The sequence below is a fragment of the Caballeronia sp. LjRoot29 genome, from assembly GCF_964252755.1.
Classification (GTDB): domain Bacteria; phylum Pseudomonadota; class Gammaproteobacteria; order Burkholderiales; family Burkholderiaceae; genus Caballeronia.
Map to the genome: position 1 here is coordinate 77,215 of NZ_CAXUPU020000020.1, position 17,891 is coordinate 95,105.

Below are 17,891 nucleotides of genomic sequence, written 5' to 3' on the forward strand. Positions count from 1 at the left end.
GGAGGCGAAGATGAGCGAAAAGAATGTACCAAATCGTCGCTACACGGAAGAATTTCGAGAGGAAGCGGCGCGGCTCGCAAATTCTGTTGGGCATAACGAAGCGGCACGGCGTCTGGGCGTGCCGGTGGCGACGATTGGAAATTGGGCGCGGCTACAGTTGAAACAAGGTGCAGTGAGCGCTGCTGAAGTGGCGGTGCCAGCGCCCCGCACGAAGCCAGCGGTCTCAGAGCTGGAGGCGGAAAATAGCCGGCTTCGCAAGGAGCTGGCGAGTGCCAAGTTGGATATAGAAATACTCTCAAAAGCGACGGCATACTTCGCGAAGGGGTCGCGGTGAAGTATGCGTGGATCGACACTAACCGCGACCGATACGGTGTCAGCAGGCTTTGCCGGGTGCTAGGCGTCTCACGCAGCGGCTATTGCCGGTGGCGTGTGCGAGGGCCAAGCGCGCGGGCGCTGCGGCGTACTGAATTCGACGCCCACGTGGCCGCCGAGCACGCGCGAAGCCGGGCCACATACGGCCGACCACGGCTCGTTAAAGAACTGAACGCACGAGGTGTAAAAACCGGTGCGGAACGTGTACGACGCAGCCTTGTGCGTCAAGGACTGCGTCCGGTCTACCGCCGGAGGTGGATTGCGCCGACTGACTCTGCTCATCGTTTGCCGGTAGCGCCAAACGTACTGGACAGACGATTCGACGACTGGGATGTGAATCAGGCTTGGGTGAGTGATATCACGTATTTGCCCACCGCAGAGGGGTGGCTGTACCTGGCCGCGATTCTGGACCTGGGCAGTCGCAGAATTGTGGGATGGTCAATGTCCGAGCGCATTGATGCAGAACTGGTCTCTAATGCTTTACGATCGGCGTATTGGCAGCGTCGTCCAGCATCAGGGTTGATTTTACATTCGGATCGCGGCAGTCAATATGCAAGCTGGCGCTATAGGGAATTGGTCAGTCAGTACCACATGACGATGTCGATGAGTCGGCGCGCAAACGCCTGGGATAACGCACCAATGGAAAGCTTCTTCAAGACGTTAAAAGTCGAGCAAACGTCGCGATGTCGGTACGAAACACGCGCGCAGGCACGCCTAGATGTAGTCGATTGGATCGAAGGATTTTACAATCGACAGCGTATCCATTCGTCGATCGGTTACCGGACACCGTGCGATTACGAGACCGCACAAAAAGCAGCGTGAGTTGCTGTACGTGGAAACGAGGCAAGGTCACGTCGAGAATCACGACATCGGCATACATTAGACGCAACGCAAGCTGCCCGGGCTTTCCGACCCGCTTCTCTTGCTCAAGGGCGTTGACAAGTTCGATGGTTGAGAAGAAGCGCACACGACTTCGATCATGTTCGATCGCCTGTACCCCGATTGCGGTCGCCAAGTGCGTTTTACCAGTGCCAGGGTCGCCAACCAGGACTACGTTCTGAGCTGATGCCACGAACTAACATCGGTGCAACTGACGCACGGTCGCTTCGTGGACGTCGCTGCATTTAAAGTCGAAGCCGTTCAGGTCCCGATATGCTGGAAAGCGAGCGACCTTCATTTGGTACGCCAGTGAGCGTACCTCGCGAGCGGCCATTTCCGCTTTGAGCAATCCGGCCAGCACCGGAGACGCGGACTTGTATGCAGGCGAATCTAGTGCGGCCAACTCGCCAAGCGCCTGGGCCATGCCGTGCAGCTTCAGCGACTTAAGCATCTCCATCATGGCATCAGGCTGCATGATGATCCTCCCGGTCTCTCAGACGGTCATAGCGGCTGACGTTGACTTCGGGCTCGACCCGCAGGGCGAAGGCTTGTGGTGCTTGTAACGGCGGCACTGGCGCCCCGTCAAGCAGCCGGCTCAGGAAGTTCAGTACTGTTTGCTTGGAGGGCGCTCCTGCTTCGAGGGCCAGTTCGACGGCGGTGAGCACGGCTTGCTCGTCGTGAAGCAGAACCAGCGCCAGTATCTCGACCATCCCCCGATCGCCGCCCGGGTGCTTTAAGAGGATCGCCTGCAGCCGCTTAAAGCCCGCGGGGAACTCAGCGAACGGCGCGCCGTTGCGCAATGCACCAGGCTTACGCTGCAAAACCGCCAGGTAATGACGCCAGTCGTAAAAATGGTTTCACCGCTATCATGGCTGCGGTTGATGCACCGGCCGTGTTCGGCGATCACCTGACCTTCGGCAACGAAGACGAGCTGGGCTGCATACACATGCAGGCTAATGGGTCTATTGGCAAAGGCAGCAGGCACGCTGTAGCGATTGCGATCGAAGCTCACCAGGCAGGTTGGCGAGACGAGCTTCGTGTGCTCGACAAAGCCGTCAAACGCCTGGCCTACCGGCATGAGATGAGGGCGTTCGACGGACCATGCGTCCCAGATCGTTGTGTCCCATTCGGGGTGCCGGGTCTGTTGCCAAAGCAAGACGCATTGGTCGGCGAGCCAATCATTCAATGCGGCAAGCGAGCCGAACGCCGGCACACGTTGCCACAGCCGATGGCGACTGTCCTGAACGTTCTTCTCGATTTGCCCCTTCTCCCAGCCGGAAGCCGGGTTGCAGAACTCAGCATCAAACAGGTAGTGACTGACCATGGCGCCGAAGCGCGCATTGACGTCTCGCAGCTTACCGCGGCGGACCTTATCAACAGCGGTCTTCATGTTGTCGTAATTCCCCCGGCGCGGAATGCCGCCCCACGCCACGAACGCGTGGTGGTGCGCGTCGAACAGCATCTCGTGCGTCTGCAGTAGATAGGCGCGTAGGAAGAACGCTCGGCTATGACTGAGCTTGAACTGCGCGACCTGCAACTTGGTGCGCTCGCCGTTGATGACGGCCCAGTCCTCGCTCCAGTCGAACTGGAAGGCTTCACCGAGCGCAAAGGTCAGCGGCACAAAGGTGCCTCGCCCAGCGATTCGTGCGTGCTCCTGCTGCTCTTGGCGCCAGCGCCGCGCGAATGCGGCGACCCGATCATAAGAGCCGGTGAAACCCAGCGCGCTCAAGTCAGCGTGGATTTGCTTGAGCGTTCTGCGCTGCTTGCGCGGCCGCTTGGCCTCCGTGTTCAGCCAATCAGCGAGCTTCGCGGCGAATCCATCGAGCTTACTGGGGCTCTGACGTTCGGGATAACTCGGCAACACAGTGCCGGAGCGGATATAGCGCCTGACCGTGTTTCTCGATACGCCGAGGCGTTTGGCGATCTCGCGCAACGAGACATGATCGCGATAGTGCCAGCGTCGAATGATGCTCAATATTGCCATGTCGATCACTCCGTTCTCCCGCTCGTCGCTTGAGCGGGCCAGTGTGTTCTACGTGGGTCAATATTCGATGCAAATTGCCGCGTCAGGTGGGTCAGAATTCGGTGCAAATCAACACGTCTGAGTATTCTTGCTGACAAGAAAAGCGTGGCACAATCTGGGCACAATGACACCCGCAGCACAGCGGAATCAATGCACTCGGCGGTTTCTCGCGCACACAGTCCTGCCGAACGGGTGTGCCTTTCTTCTGAAATCGATTGCGGTTTGCTCGATAGCGATGCTTCCGACATCCGTGTAGGCCGACTTTAAGATGCGCGACCGCGGTTGAAAACCCGGCGCGTACACCGCTTCGAAACGCTACCGAGATTTGTCGCCAAGGAGCTGAGGGGTCTGCCTGCCTGAGAAGAAAACTAAGCCTTACCCTTGCGGTTACGTTTGTTTCACTCCTCCGTTTTCGGGCGTGGCGAGCTTATCGCCGCCGGGCTGAGCCATTCGAGAGGCTCCATCTTTATCTGCCTGAGCAAGCCCAAGCATCGCATCGCCTCGGCGCTATCGTGCACTCTGCTGTCAGTGAACAGATCCTTCATACGTCGTTCAATCGCCGCCATGCATTCGTCGATCGCCGCGATTCTCGCTGCATTCCAAAAGCGCGTGTGTGCGTCGCGATCGACCGACGAAGTTTCGCTAGAAAGCACGGCCTCGGCCTCGGCCTCCGCATATCGCGCCGTTACGAGCGCAAATTTCTTGGACATGTGACCCCTCCGTTCAACTCTTCGACAAAACCGTTGCTTGCTTCAATGCAAGAAATCCCGACTGTAAAGTGGCTTCCCTATGCATTGTCTCATGCACCCACAGGTTCGCCCACAACCTACCAATCACGATTTGACAGCCCGAGTGCACCAGTGGCTTCGGCGACTCATAACTCTTCGCAAATGCACGGCGTCGATTAACGTAACCATGCTCCAAGTTGTAATGGGGGGATGCGCGTTAATCGCCTACAGGGGAGATTAGCAGCCCCTACGAACTCGCCCCGACTCGGGGGGCCTCTACGTAAGAACACAAGAATAAGTTGCTTGGACGCGATCTCATTCTCCCGAGCGGCCCGTTTGTCGGTATTCCCGTGACGGAGCAAAATCATCGTATCAACGGCGCAGCCCCAAAATACGAAGTCTTATCTCCTCTTGCACACATCAGTAGGGGCATGATTCGTAATGGTTTACCTGCGATAGCTAACGTTGGCGCCATGAACTGGGTGAATTTCGTCTCCCGCGTCCGCACCTTGAGCAGCAGCGGATGAGGTCCGTTCTGCGCCGTCTATAACAGATCCGAAGCGTCGCACTAACGCGTCGAAAGAAAGTGGCTTACTCAATAAAAAGCCTTGGGTCTCGTCGCATTCTGCCGCCACAAGGATCGCCATCTGGGCTTCGTTTTCTACGCCTTCCGCGACGACGGTGATGCCAAGCTTGTGTGCGAGGTCAATCACCGCGTCCACGACGGTTCGTGCCGCGCGATTGGCCACTACTTCATCCAAAAGTGCCTTATCCAATTTAAGAGCATCCGGCCGCACGCTGGTCAGGTAGCTCAGGCTTGAGTAACCTGTTCCAAAATCGTCAATTGCTATGCGCAAGCCCATGTTGCGAAGCGGCTCCAGAACGTCCTGTGCAGGCTCGACGCTTTCCATCAACGTCGATTCGGTTATCTCTAGTATCAGTCGCGAGCCGCTGACGCCGTGTTCTGCAAGAGATTTTCTCAGCGTCCCAACAAGCTCGCTGTCCTTGAACTGTTTTGCAGACACGTTGATCGACATAGACACTTGCCCGGCGCGCAACGAATCCAACGTGGCTAAGGCTGCGATCGACTGCCAAATGACCCAGTGACCGACTTCGACGATAAGCCCGCTCTCTTCAAGAATGGGTACAAACAATTCGGGACCAATCAAGCCAACGAGGGGGTGGTCCCAACGGATAAGCGCCTCCACACCTCGCAGCAGCCGAGTTCGGGTACAGAACTGAGGCTGATAGTGCAGGACAAATTGCCCCAGCTGAACCGCTTTCTGCAATTCGTGCTCCAGATGAGCTCTCTTGAGCTCGCCCTGCTCACTTGGGCCAAAAAGTCGAAAACAACTTCTGCCCGAGCGCTTCGCCGCGTACATCGCAAGGTCCGCGCTAGTAAATAGCGCTTCCGGCGAGTCGCCATGCTCTGGAAAGAACGCGGCGCCCACCGAGAAGGTCATCGTGACTGTACGCGGACCAATCAGCATTGGACGTTGGCAAGATGCGATGAGTCGTTGTCCTATCGTCTGAATCCCCTGTGCGTCCCACCGGCCCGGTAAAATCACTGTGAATTCATCGCCGCCCGGACGGGCGACCGTAGCATTCGATGGCAACGCTTCGCGAATGCGGCTGCCGAGCGCCTTAAGCACGCTATCGCCCGTCGCATGGCCTTCCGTGTCGTTGACCACCTTAAACCTGTCGAGGTCGATAAAAAGAAACGCAAAGGGCGCTCCAATCTCACAGCTACTTGCCAGTGCGTCAGCCATTGCTTTGCGATTGCAAAGCCCTGTGAGGTTATCGGCCCGCGCCATTCGCTCGAGCTCCCGCAATCTTTGTCTTTCGATGGTCGCGTCAACGCACACACTTACAATGCGCGTGACGCCGCCGTTAACGACCACCGGATAGATGTCCGCTCGCACCCATTTGATGCGCTCCCCGCCAAAAACGAGACGGAAGTATTCCTGTGCATTGCTCGCTTCGTGCACGACAGACCGCATTCGATTACGAAGACTTAGTAGGTCGTCTGAATGGACACGCCGTGCCCAAGCGGTTTTATCCTCGGACAATGCGGAGAGGGGCATCTCCCACATCCGCTCAAACCCTGAACTGACATGATGCAGGCTTTTGAAGTCCGAACTCGCGGTCCAGAAGACGGCATCCACATGGTCTTCCATGTCTCGCTGCAAGTCAGCCGTGTGCCGCAGTTCGCTCAGCAAGGTAACTCCGGCTGTAACGTCGCGCGACGTGCAGAATGCGGCAACGACTGCACCATCGCTTGCACGTACTGGAGCCAGTGTGGAGTGCCACCACTTGCACTTGCCGTCCAGAGTTTCGCACGACCCGGTGAACTCAGCCATTTGACCGTTCATCGCCGTTCGTAAGGCTGTGCCCGCTTCCGATGTCGACCAGAACGCGAGCCAGTTTTTGCCAAGTAGCTGGTCTGGAGAGCCCGCCTGCATCAGTTGTTGGCCAACCTCTGATATGCAAACAATCCTTCCATCGAAGTCGAGAAGTTTCAGGCAATTTGCGTCTGTCGACAGCAAAGCGCGGGCAAGGCGTTCGGTGCATGCCGCTCGACCTCGGACGTCGCGAAGGCAGACAACGAGATAGGCGACGCCCAGTTCACCGCATACGACCGCTGCCAGTGATGCGATCGACAAATGTAAAAAAAGAAAAGTAGGGAAAGCAAGTGCTAGGGCGATAACGGCAAACGTTTCGCACCAGGAACTAAGCCTCCCACTCTCCGGTGCACTAGGGCTCAACCGCGCGGCAAACTCGGTGTAGAAGCGGTGGTTTGGATGTTGCAATTTGAAGGTCCATTTTCCGCGGGTAGGCATACGGCTTTCGCAAATACGCACAATCTATCTCGTAGGAACTGGACAATTATTCGATGTCCGGCTGACGAGTACATCTCTTCGCTGTTTACGGCGCGGGCCGAAAAATATTGACTTCGCAATAACGGTGTTCTGGTTCTGATGACTGGCATTTTCGATGGAGGGCTGGGCGTGTGCGGGATTATGGCGACCATCTCCTACACCCTGTATTCGTCTGCGCTTTTGCGCCAACGAGGATCATCGCGTATCGTTATGTCCGCCATTTTGACTCCAGCCGCCCAGTTTTGTCAGACGTAAACGTCTCCGTTCGCAAAAAAGGAGGCGTTAATGCAACAACAGCGAAAATGTAGGACGCGCTAAGTAAGGGCTAAGTATTGGCCATCGGCTACAGCAACCGCGATCCGGGCGACTCTAATGCACTTAGAGCTCCGAGAGGCTGAGACGTACAGGCGTCCCTTTCAAGTGTATGCAGGGGCACGGGCGAAGAACGAGTCCGCTGCGAGCGAATGTCTGCCTGTCAAGATGCCAAAATTTGCGGCAAATTTTTACGTAGTGTCTTGAGTCACCAGGACCATGATAATCGCGGCATTCAACCGTGCTTACCGCTACCGTCACTCTCCGATTGCAGAACGGAGGCTACTGTGTGGTCACTGCGGACGTACATCTCAATAAGCGAGGAACCATGGATTCATTTGCATACATTCAGCAAGGTGAGGCCCGGTAGGAACTGGTGGCTATCAGCAACGCACTCGGCGCATTTCGTCGGGGCGAAAAAAATTCATCACGTTGCCCGATTATCGGGAAGGCGAAGCAGGAGGGATTGCCGTATCGTCTCTTATACTGATTATTCGTATTTGGTTGAATATTTACCGATGTCAACGATTGACGTGACCTCGCTGTACACAATGGTTGTGGTGGCCGCAAGGAATGGTGCTACGCGGCTCGTGACCCGCAACGTCGACGCGCAAAGAGTGGTTGCCGCTCGCGGTGCAATGGTGGCTACTGGTCGAATTTGGTGGCCGGCGTGAGCGGCGGTGTAGAAAGCCCGCGGACTGCTAGGTCGCGGACGTGGCAAGCATATTGCACTCGGTGTACGAAACCAAACGCCCCAAGGATTCCGCTAGGACGGGAAATTCTGCTGACAGGACTTCGACCGTTCTGGAGGCGGAACGGGCAACGACTCAGGCGCTGAAATGGCGAAAGTAAAAAACACCGGTGGGACGAACTACCGTCAAACAACGGGCTCTCTTACGCCGAGATATTGCAAAATTATCGCCTCCTTGCGGTTGAGGTCGGGGTGCCAGCGGTTCTTTGGACGGCAACGACCGACGGCCTGCTTGATTTCACAAGGCAACACGTTTTCGCCTCAGATCAAGAACCAGGTCTTGAAAGGCCCGCATGGAGCGCAAATCGCTCACCCGGACGATGCCGCAGAAGTTGCGAACGCTTGGCGTTACTCGATTAACAGCGGCAAAGACTTTGCAATTGAACATCGCGTGAAATTTTACGACGGCATATATCAGCCAGTGCTGTCGCGGGCCAAAGCCGTGACCGACGGTAGCGGCGATATCCGGGGCTGCGTAGGCGTAAACTTGAGCGCCGATACTCAAGCGGGCGCGTCGGACGCTTTGCGCCTGAAGGCAGAAGCACGTTACCGGGCGCTTGTCGCTGCCGCAAGCGCCATCGTGTACGAGTGCGGCGCAGATGGGCAGTTCATGACGCCCCAGCCATCGTGGCAACGGTACACGGGGCAGCCGTGGGAGGAACATCATGGCTTCGGCTGGAGCGAGATGATCCACCCAGAAGATCGGGCGATTGCGCAAGCGGCACTGTCGGAATCGCTCAGCACCGACTTACCGTACCAAGCCGACGTTAGACTATGGTGCGCGGAGGCAAATGAATATCACCACTGCCGCATCAGTGCCGCCGGCACAAAGGACGAACAAGGCCAAGTGTATGAGTGGGTCGGCATGATTGCAGACATCGAAGAAACGGTCCGACATGCGGAAAAATTGCATGAGGACCAGCATCGACTGGGCCTCTCGATCAAAGCTGCGGAGATCGGGACATTTCACTGTCCGATGCCACTGAACGACATCGTTTGGAACGATCGCTGTAAGGAACATTTTTGGCTTGGGCCGCAGGAGCAAATCAACTTTGAACGCTTCTACGCAATCATTCACCCAGAAGATCGGCAACGCGCCAGAGACGCCGTAACGGCGGCCGTTTCAGGGGGCGTCGCTTACGATATCGAGTACCGGACCGTGTCCCGGGAGGGCGAAATTAGGTGGCTGCGGGCCAAGGGAAGCACGTTCTGACGCATCAGGGCGGCCGGTGCGCTTTGATGGCATAACGATCGACATCTCCGCTCAAAAAACGTCGAGCGTGAACGCGATAGGCTGTTGGAGCGTGAACGCGTCGAGAAGTCAGCGGCCCAAAATGCGAACCGGCTGAAAGATTCTCTGTTGGCGACGGTCTCCCACGAGCTGCGCACGCCCTTGAATGCGATGCAAACTTGGGTTTACTATTTGCGTAGTTGTCAACAGGACACCGCCGTGTTCTTTCGGGCGCTGGAGTCAATCGAGCGCAACCTGCGTTTGCAATCCAAGCTCGTTGACGATCTGCTAGACATTAGCCGTGTATCGTCCGGAAAGCTATTTTTAGAGACCGAGGCCGTCAGCGTAAAAGATATCGTTAACTTAGGCATAGGTAATGTCGACGCGATTACGGCGGCTAAGGGCGTCGTGATCACGACATCAGCCAATTGTGATGTCCTAGTGCAGGCGGACGCTCTTCGACTGCGGCAGGTTATCGTCAACGGTTTGGACAATGCAGCTAAGCATTCAAGCTCCGGCGGCCTTGTAGAGGTGTCAATCTATCGAGCGCCCACGTATCTGTATCGGTCACGGACCATGGCAGTGGCATCCCCCCTGACTTCATGGCGCGACTATTTGAGCCATTTTCGCAGGCAGACGACGCAGTAGGGCGTCGCCATGAAGGCTTAGGAATCGGCCTCGCCATTGCTAAAAGCATTATCGACTTGCACGGCGGATCAATCGTTTCCCGTAGTGATGGTATCGGCCTGGGGTCCGAGCTCGTGGTAACGCTTCCCCGTCTGCGGCAGAGCGAACAAGTGGACGACGCACGCCCTGCGGCGATTGCGCTAATTGAAAATCGCGAAGCTGCGCGCTTGCAAGGGGTAAAGATCTTGGTCGTCGAAGACAATCTGGATGCACTCGACGCACTTGCGGCGGTCTTCGAAACCGAGGGGGCCGTTGTGACGCAAGCAGATTCTCCAAACGCGGCACGTAGCCTCCTTGCCTTACACCGCTTTGATGTCCTTACGTCGGACGTCGGAATGCCCGGCGAAGATGGATACGCTCTGATGCGTTGGATCCGTAGCGTGCGTATCGCAACCCCGTCCGTTGCCATCACAGCGTTCACCCGGCCAGAGGACGAAGCTCGGGCTATTAATTCGGGATTCGACCGGTACCATCCAAAGCCAATTCACCCAAACATTCTGTTAGAGCTTGTTAAGAGCCTTGTTGCCAAGAATGAGCCGGAATAAAACGTATCGAACTCGTGACGCGTTGCAGGTAACAGGTCGCTTCCTCGCGCCTTGCAACTGACTACAAGCGCAAGCTCCAAAATCAGTCGCAACGCATCTCAAGCTGTCGACCACGAATATTTTCATCCTCCTGCCGACTTGACCGATACCTGCTGCGGAGATCCTTCCCGCCTACACAGGCTGGGAACGACGCGCCAGCACAGGCACGCGCGCATGAGCTCTTATGGAGCGGCCGGAGCCAAGTCGCGGGCCCCTCGTGCTGGCATAGATACGCAGCCGAATGCAGATTAATGCGCGTCCGATCACCGATCAGTCGCCCAGGCGAGCGCAAGCACTTGGGCGAAGGCGAAAATACAACGTCATGCGGATGCAAGCGATCTGCCGGCCATAACGGTCTGAGTCAACTCTTTTACGCATTTCAAGACCTTAATTCTTGTGTGCTGTCAGCGTTGCACTTGGAACTGGGCCGTGCATGTTTCGCGTTTCTTGGCAGGCCGGACGAGAATGAAACGAGTTCGACCCCGGAGCCCGATTCGACAAGGAACGTCGACAAAACCAAAAAAACCTCCGTTCCCTGCAGCGGTAGACCCTGACCTGCAGAATTATGGCTTCCTGCAGGCCTTGCCGACAAACCACGTTACGAATTCTGAATTGCCGACTCCATTGCCTCGCGGGTCACCGGTTTGAGCAGGTATCCATCGAATGACGCAAGCTCCGCGTCGCTAAGATCCGCCCGCCCAGTTACGGCGATGATGCAGGCTTGCGCATTGACGCTCGCTGCACGAAGTTGCCGACAGAGTTCGCGACCGTCAATATCAGGTAGTCCGATATCAAGAAAAATCGTATCGTAGGTTTTGGTCGCAATCAGATTCACTGCAGCCTGACCATCATATGCCACATCAGCGCGGTGGCCAATATCGCTGGCAAGCGCAGCAAACGCGTCCGCCAGACGCGGGTCATCTTCGATAAATAGAATGTGCATTAATGTTCACTTTTATCAAGGTCAACTTGTCATGTGATCAAAAAAACTAATCAGCGTGCATTTTACTGCTGTCAGGAATGGCTGACATGTTGCGTTCCATGGTGCAACTCGTGGCGGTCAGCGAAGCGCCAGACCGGGCGTGTTCTGTTCCGAGGAGTACATGACATAACGGCAATATTAGCTGGCGCTTGAGTGAATCAAATTTAGTTGCATGGAAGCGCGCTCCGAATCTCAGCGTTCTTCAGAAATACCGTCCACGGTTTCGGATCGGCGAGGCTTCCGGCCCGTGCAAGTCAGAGCACTGGTTCTAGACCGTTTGGCAGAAGAGTATTGCTTAGACAGGATGTTCCCGCACTGCGTGACAACTCAACTACCACCATCTAAAGCTGGTGGGATGAGGTTTCGCCCCAGCCGACTGAAATCGGCGAAACGTAGGGACCTTCGCTAAACCCATCGCGCCAAGCAAGCGATGCTGGCCATCAAAAACCAACATCGACCTGCGCGGTGAAAGCCGGTGGCTTCAGCGCTATGATCGACAACGAAAAAGTTCCCGATTGAACCGTAGGACTGTAAGCAAGGCCTAAGTAACCGTCGATATACTTAGGTTCTCTCAGTTGGCCGCGCCCCTGGGTGCGGCCGATTTTCGGCGCGATGCTCTCGCGCTTTTTTTTGGCTTACACGGATTGGGTCGGTGTTTTTACTTAGGTTTCGGTGTGCAATGGCGGCATCTTGAAAACCGGCGCTTTTGGATTACGACCGCCTCACAGAGCTAACCGGTGTACGAGGACATGGTTGACACTTTGGGTAACCCAACTGCCCGATACGACCATGCGGTGGAATCGCGAGACATCATGAGGCTTCGCTACAATTTTGCCAAACTGGCACTGCATCAAGTCGTGCCATTTCCCGAGCTTTGCCGCGCTTGGACATAAGCCGTCAGACCGGTCGGGCTGGATGTGTCGGAAATGTCCACGCAGGCGCGCGAACGCTTCACTGCCTTGAGCAATGGCCTCACGCGCACGCGCGCGCTAGTCGAGCAATTGCTGACGCTTGCACATGCTCAGGAAGGGAATGGCGTTGAGAAGAACCTTAGCTCGAAACGAACCGGCGACATGTCCAACATGCCCGCACTACAGGGACAATCGCCCGCAGCGGACCGATGAAACGCGCGAACACGATACTTTTCGCACCATGTTTTGCGAGAAACTTTTGCCCTGCTTCAAGTACCTGCGGATGAGTGCGGAATGGCCACAACTGCACAATCGTGGCCTTGTAACGGCTACCCAACCAATAGCTGAGGCCATCGCCGCCCACTGCGCCAGCGATGGCGCATCCGAATAACCCCCCGAGATTCAGAGAACCCGTGCCGACAAGCGCACTGGCTAGGAACATCGCGGTGCTGCCTGGTATGAACGTTCCGATAACGGCAATGGATTCGAGAAATGCAGCCAGGAAGACGACCGCGAGCGTCCAACTGGGATGCCCGGCGAGCACGTGCAACAACTGGACGTATGCGTGCTCCATCCGAATCTCTCCTTCGTCGTGCGTTATGCCTGTCCTGTGGACAGGTTCCGGGAATCGTTGAAACCGCTTAGCGAGAGCGAGCAACGACGGTCGTTGAAACTCCGGGCGGCGTTGCGGTACAGTCACGGAGTCGACCCCAGCGGCTGAAAATAGCGCGCACGAAATCCACCGTCGACATTCTCCAGTATCAATTGCCCACCCAAGCGCCGCGCAATCTCCGACACAATGCAAAGACCCAATCCACTTCCTGATGTACCGAAAGCGTTCGGCCGATAGAACGGCTCCAACACGCGCTTGAGCTGGTTATTCGGAATGCCTGGACCAGAGTCGACGATTTCAAACGTCACGTCCGTACCTGAGCGAATCATGGAAACGTCCACCTTTCCACCCGTCGGTGTGTATCGCACGGCGTTGTCAATCAGGTTCCTCAGCACCAGGGAAACAGAGGTTATCTCAATGACGATAACGGCTTCATCAATGCGCTCTACGCCCAAGTCGATATCTTTCGCACGGGCGAGCGAGATGTTCGCATTGATAGCGTCGGTCACCAAGCCACGGGGTGACGCGACGGTCGGCTGTTCCAGTGCTCCCTGTTCGGACCTGGCCAACGCGAGTAATTGTTCGACTAATCGATGCGTACGACGCAACCCGGATTGAAACGCCAAGAGCCTTTGGCGGGCGTCCGGCGATGTAATGGTGCTCTCGAGATTGCCAGCCTGAAGCAACAGCGCAGCGAGCGGTGAACGTAGCTCGTGGGCAGCACTAGCGATAAATCGGCGCTGATGGTCAATAGCATCTCTTAAACGTGCGATAAGGTTGTTAATCGAGTGCACGAAAGGCAAGATTTCCTTGGCGATATTCGCGTCCGACAGCGGCTCGAGCGAAATATGAGTTTGCCGGTCAAGGACAGTTGCAAGCCGTGTGAGCGGCGATAGCTTCGCGCGGACGATGACCGTGACAACGAGCATGAGCACCGGAAAGAGGAGCAGGACGGGAACGAGTGTTCTCATCGCCCCGTCGCGCGCAATTTCGTCGCGCAGCGCGGACGGCTCAGCGACCGCAATTCGCTCCCCGGTCTGAAGCGTTCGAATGTTGACGCGCCATCCTCGTTGCTCGCCAAGCAAATTATGAAATCCGTCTGCTAGCGCAGGGTCAACAGCCGGTGCGATATCCGGTCCAACACGTGAACGCCCTTCCGTCAGGCTGCTTATCACGACCCTGACATCGGCGTCGAGGGCGCTCGGACGCGACGCCTGTGAGCCCGAGAACGTAAGGGTTCGATTATCAATCAGGGCGGCGATTTGATTGAGCTGACCATCTTGGAGAGCTCTTGCTTCCTGATATGCAAACGTAAATGACAGCCCACAGGCGACAATACCAACTGCGACAATTACGGCGCCAATCCAAGCCGAAAGTTGCAGGGTTAGTGATTGTCTTTTTTGTCCACCAGCCATCCCACACCTCGTATGTTGCGAATCACTGACGAGCCTAGCTTCTTACGGATTCCGTGTATCACAACTTCGATAGCATTGCTTTCGACCTGTGCTTCCCACGGATAGACTTTTTGCTCCAACTGGCTTCGCGATAAAACTGTGCCGGGTCGATTTAACAATGCGCCCATTAGGGCGAACTCGCGACCGGTGAGCCTGCACTCGGTATCTCCGTAGACTGCCATGTGGGTTGCCGCGTCGACCGTGAGCTTTCCGCTGCGCATCGCGTTGTCGCCATGGTCACCGAGCCTGCGCGAAACCGCACGCAGCCGTGCGAGTAGCTCGCTGATCTCAAATGGCTTGGTCAGATAGTCATCAGCACCAGCGTCGAGCCCGGCAATCCTGTCGGCAAGCGCGTCGCGTGCAGTCAGGATAATGACGGGCGCTTTACTTCGCTCAGCTCGGAAGGAGCGAAGTACCTCGATACCGTCTCGCTTTGGCAGATTGAGGTCCAACAAAACGGCATCGTGCTCTTTGCTCATCAGCGCACCGGTTGCCGATTCGCCGTCATGCACCCAGTCCACAGCATAAGCCGCATCCTTCAGCGCCTGCATAATTGCGCTGCCAATCATTTCATCGTCTTCTACGAGGAGTATTCGCATGCGTCTCACCGGGCTCTCTGTCGAGCGTAAGTCAAACCTAAGTTTTAGGAGCTAGTCTCGCGTGCATTGTCCTCGGCGGATGTACAGCGTGTCACACCTCGAATCTGATAGTAGGTTGGAAAGATTGTTTCCCGCAACCGGGGGGATACGATGCTGTTTTTTTTCGCCCGTGGGTTTCTTGCTTCTGACATTGGCTCTTTTGATGAGCGGATGCCAGGCGTACGCTCCCAGAGCGCTTCCGGAGACGGTTCAATGGTCAGATGAGCTAGCGGTATCGGAGAGGCCCCTGACCCTAGACGAAGTAGTCCGGCTGGCGCTGGCGAATAGTCCAGATGTCCTTCGAGGCAAACAGGATCTCGCGATTGCGTCGGCCAAAGCGTATGCCGATGGTCTGCGAGTGGCTTGCTCAGTACAAACCTGCTGCCTGCTCTCTATGTGCACAGGCGCGAGAAGCAGCGCCAGAAGGTATCGTGAGATTATTGTTCAGCGAGGAGCATCGCCCAATGGTATTGGCCGTGTCTCATACTGGCTGTACATCAACGTGTGACGATGCCTCCGTTGAACCAGATAATCCCAGAATCGAGAAAAGATGCAGACCGACCCCAAGCTTCGCACTGGCACGCTCAATCAGATCCCTCGTGGCATATGGATGCTCGGGTTCGTCAGCATGTTCATGGACATATCATCGGAGATCATTCATAGCTTGTTGCCGATGTTTCTGGTGACGAGCTTGGGTGCTAGCGCCATGATGGTGGGCCTGATTGAAGGCGTAGCAGAGGCAACAACGCCCATCGTGAAAACGTTTTCTGGTGTGCTGAGCGATTATCTTGGCAACCGGAAATGGCTTGCGGTTATCGGTTACGGCATGGGTGCGTTGAGCAAGCCCTTGTTTGCGCTCGCGCCAACGGCCGGCTTTGTCCTGACTGCACGCGTCGCGGACCGAATCGGCAAGGGTGTGAGAGGGGCGCCACGCGATGCGCTCGTGGCCGATATCACGCCTGCCCATCTGAGAGGTGCTGCGTACGGCTTACGCCAGGCACTCGACACGGTCGGCGCATTTCTCGGACCGTTGCTTGCCGTCGCGCTGATGTTGCTGTGGGCAGACAATTTTCGTCTCGTGTTTTGGGTCGCTGTCATTCCCGGTCTCGTTGCGGTGTTGCTGCTGATATTTGGCGTTCAGGAACCGACGCAACATACGACCGCGAAGCGAGTAAATCCGCTCAAGCTTGAAAACCTTAAGAAGTTAACTGGCCAGTACTGGTGGGTGGTGTTCATCGGCGCTGCGTTCGCGCTCGCACGGTTTAGCGAAGCATTCCTTGTCCTACGCGCGATGCAAGGCGGCGCACCGGTGGCACTGGTCCCGCTTGTGATGGTAGCGATGAACCTCGTGTATGCGGCGTCGGCATATCCATTCGGAAAACTTGCCGACTCTATGGGTCACACCAGATTGCTCGCCATCGGTCTTGTGGTGCTCATCGCGGCAGATGTTGTGCTGGCGCACGGAAACCATTGGTCGGTTGTATTACTGGGCGTCGCGCTGTGGGGCTTGCACATGGGCATGACGCAAGGCTTGCTCGCAACAATGGTGGTTCACTCGGCCCCGCCGGACCTGAAAGGGACAGCGTTTGGCTTCTTCAACCTAATGAGCGGCTTCGCGACGTTGGTTGCCAGCCTCGTCGCAGGTGAGCTTTGGGACCGAGTGGGCGCTGCGACAACCTTCTACGCCGGCGGGGGATTATGTGTGTTGACGCTGTGTCTCCTCGCTATTGGCAAAAGGCCTCGGGAAAGAAACACCATCTAGTACAGTGCGTGCAGGCGGTGGACGCTTTAAGCAGGAATGTTGTAATAATCCCACCAACCAAAAACTTCGCGCAGTCGCTGGTGTGCCCAACATTCGAACTCATCAAAAAAACGCTTCCGCTCTTCCAGCGGAAGGGTCGCCAGTTGCCAACTACTGTAGAAATTCTCGTGCTTACCACTGAGCACATACTTTCCCACTTCGTATTCTCAAGGTCAATGGTGAGAATAAAGTGGTTGGTTAAACGCGGATTTCGTTCTCCGAACGCCTGACCCATCGACATTACCATTGGAGGTCGGGCCGTACGCGGAATTACCTTCTCGCGAAAAAGGCGCGGCCTTATGTTCTCTATTTGCATCAATTGATTGCTGAGCATTGTTACTTTGATAATTGTCATTCTGTTGAACGACACGTTCCATTGCCCTAGGCCCATCGGCCTGGGCCGCAAACGACATGGCAGGCAGAACAAGGATAGAAGCGGCGATGACGGCGCTCAGATGATGTCGCATGATGTACTCCGAAAATATTCCACTAATAGGCTTGGGGCCTTTTTAGGCAACAACGAGTCAAAATATCCTGGCACTCCCAAGCTCGAACGGGTAGATAAAACGTTAAAGACGTCGATTGTATTCAACGCCCAATACAGCGTGTATCTAACCGGTACTTCAAGAATAGACAGATATCCTTAACGAATACTTATCTACATTGAATTTTCTTCTTAAGAGATTCCTAAGGTTGCCGTGTCAGCATGAATAAACCATTACTCGACAAGGGGGTGAAATGTTCAAGCTGATAGCGGTCGTCGCTGGCAGCGTTCTTCTCATCGCAAGCGTGAACGCCCGGGCGTTCACTGGCCAGCAGTTCATAGAGGACGCCAAGGTACACATCACGCAAGCTCGCGCTATCGCTGTGAAAGCGCGATCGGGAAAGATAGTTGATGAAGAGCTGGAGAAGGAGCGGGGCGGTAGCGGGCTGCGTTATTCTTTTGACATCCGGAACGGGAAGGAGACTTATGAGGTCGGTGTGGACGCACAGAATGGCGCCGTCTTGGAGAATAAATTGGAAGGTCCGAATCCTGATTGATGGCG

General features: G+C 56.0%; 12 protein-coding genes and 3 pseudogenes. 6 read left to right on the forward strand and 9 right to left on the reverse strand.

Features of this window, described 5'->3' with window-relative positions:
• The first annotated feature begins 10 nt into the window (after positions 1-10).
• Positions 11-1,194 (forward strand): IS3 family transposase gene (locus tag ACSQ83_RS21325; RefSeq protein WP_436229515.1). Its coding sequence is split into 2 segments (ribosomal slippage): positions 11-296 and positions 296-1,194, totalling 1,185 coding nucleotides; the frame shifts between segments, so codons are not numbered across the junction.
• Between the two features lie 31 nt (positions 1,195-1,225).
• Here ACSQ83_RS21325 and ACSQ83_RS21330 read toward each other — a convergent pair.
• The 4 genes and pseudogenes from ACSQ83_RS21330 to ACSQ83_RS21345 all read right to left on the reverse strand — a co-directional run.
• Positions 1,226-1,726 (reverse strand): annotated as a pseudogene (locus tag ACSQ83_RS21330) (ATP-binding protein); the annotation flags it as partial.
• A pseudogene (gene istA / locus ACSQ83_RS21335) lies at positions 1,716-3,235 on the reverse strand (IS21 family transposase). The pseudogenes istA and ACSQ83_RS21330, both read right to left, overlap by 11 nt.
• Positions 3,236-3,672: 437 nt before the next feature.
• Entirely contained in the window at positions 3,673-3,984 is a 312-nt protein-coding gene (locus ACSQ83_RS21340; RefSeq protein WP_436229516.1) for a hypothetical protein, read from the reverse strand.
• Between the two features lie 464 nt (positions 3,985-4,448).
• Positions 4,449-6,812: an EAL domain-containing protein gene (locus ACSQ83_RS21345; RefSeq protein ID WP_436229517.1), complete on the reverse strand. Its 2,364-nt coding sequence runs from the start codon at positions 6,810-6,812 to the stop codon at positions 4,449-4,451.
• 1,364 nt (positions 6,813-8,176) lie between these two features.
• On the opposite strand from ACSQ83_RS21345, the gene ACSQ83_RS21350 reads away from it, so the two are divergent.
• From ACSQ83_RS21350 to ACSQ83_RS21360, 3 genes are all read left to right on the forward strand, one after another.
• A complete protein-coding gene (locus ACSQ83_RS21350; RefSeq protein WP_436229518.1) occupies positions 8,177-9,157 on the forward strand; it encodes a PAS domain-containing protein in 981 nt (326 codons plus the stop codon).
• 84 nt (positions 9,158-9,241) lie between these two features.
• A complete protein-coding gene (locus tag ACSQ83_RS21355; RefSeq protein WP_436229519.1) occupies positions 9,242-9,823 on the forward strand; it encodes a sensor histidine kinase in 582 nt (193 codons plus the stop codon).
• On the forward strand, positions 9,778-10,407 hold the full coding sequence (locus ACSQ83_RS21360; protein WP_436229520.1) for a response regulator: 630 nt from the start codon (positions 9,778-9,780) through the stop codon (positions 10,405-10,407). Before ACSQ83_RS21355 ends, ACSQ83_RS21360 begins: the two co-directional genes overlap by 46 nt.
• A 637-nt stretch (positions 10,408-11,044) precedes the next feature.
• Here the strand turns inward: ACSQ83_RS21360 and ACSQ83_RS21365 are convergent.
• The 4 genes and pseudogenes from ACSQ83_RS21365 to ACSQ83_RS21380 all read right to left on the reverse strand — a co-directional run bounded on the left by ACSQ83_RS21365 (position 11,045) and on the right by ACSQ83_RS21380 (position 15,005).
• Positions 11,045-11,389 carry a response regulator gene (locus tag ACSQ83_RS21365; RefSeq protein ID WP_436229521.1) on the reverse strand — a complete coding sequence of 115 codons (345 nt, stop codon included), beginning with the start codon at positions 11,387-11,389 and terminating at the stop codon, positions 11,045-11,047.
• A 1,096-nt stretch (positions 11,390-12,485) separates the two neighbouring features.
• Positions 12,486-12,913: pseudogene (locus ACSQ83_RS21370) on the reverse strand (DedA family protein); the annotation flags it as partial.
• A 122-nt stretch (positions 12,914-13,035) separates the two neighbouring features.
• Complete coding sequence (locus ACSQ83_RS21375) at positions 13,036-14,367, reverse strand: ATP-binding protein (protein WP_436229522.1); 1,332 nt, start codon at positions 14,365-14,367, stop codon at positions 13,036-13,038.
• A complete protein-coding gene (locus ACSQ83_RS21380; protein ID WP_436229523.1) occupies positions 14,337-15,005 on the reverse strand; it encodes a response regulator in 669 nt (222 codons plus the stop codon). The genes ACSQ83_RS21375 and ACSQ83_RS21380 overlap by 31 nt, the downstream gene beginning before the upstream one ends.
• A gap of 589 nt (positions 15,006-15,594) precedes the next feature.
• Here ACSQ83_RS21380 and ACSQ83_RS21385 point away from each other — a divergent pair.
• Positions 15,595-16,806 carry an MFS transporter gene (locus tag ACSQ83_RS21385; protein ID WP_436229524.1) on the forward strand — a complete coding sequence of 404 codons (1,212 nt, stop codon included), beginning with the start codon at positions 15,595-15,597 and terminating at the stop codon, positions 16,804-16,806.
• Between the two features lie 212 nt (positions 16,807-17,018).
• On the opposite strand, the gene ACSQ83_RS21390 is transcribed toward ACSQ83_RS21385, so the two are convergent.
• Positions 17,019-17,312 (reverse strand): hypothetical protein, encoded by a 294-nt coding sequence (locus ACSQ83_RS21390; protein ID WP_436229525.1) that lies wholly within the window; start codon positions 17,310-17,312, stop codon positions 17,019-17,021.
• Positions 17,313-17,583: 271 nt separating this feature from the next.
• On the opposite strand from ACSQ83_RS21390, the gene ACSQ83_RS21395 reads away from it, so the two are divergent.
• Positions 17,584-17,886, forward strand: coding sequence for a PepSY domain-containing protein (locus tag ACSQ83_RS21395; protein WP_436229526.1), 303 nt, complete (start codon positions 17,584-17,586; stop codon positions 17,884-17,886).
• Positions 17,887-17,891: the final 5 nt, after the last annotated feature.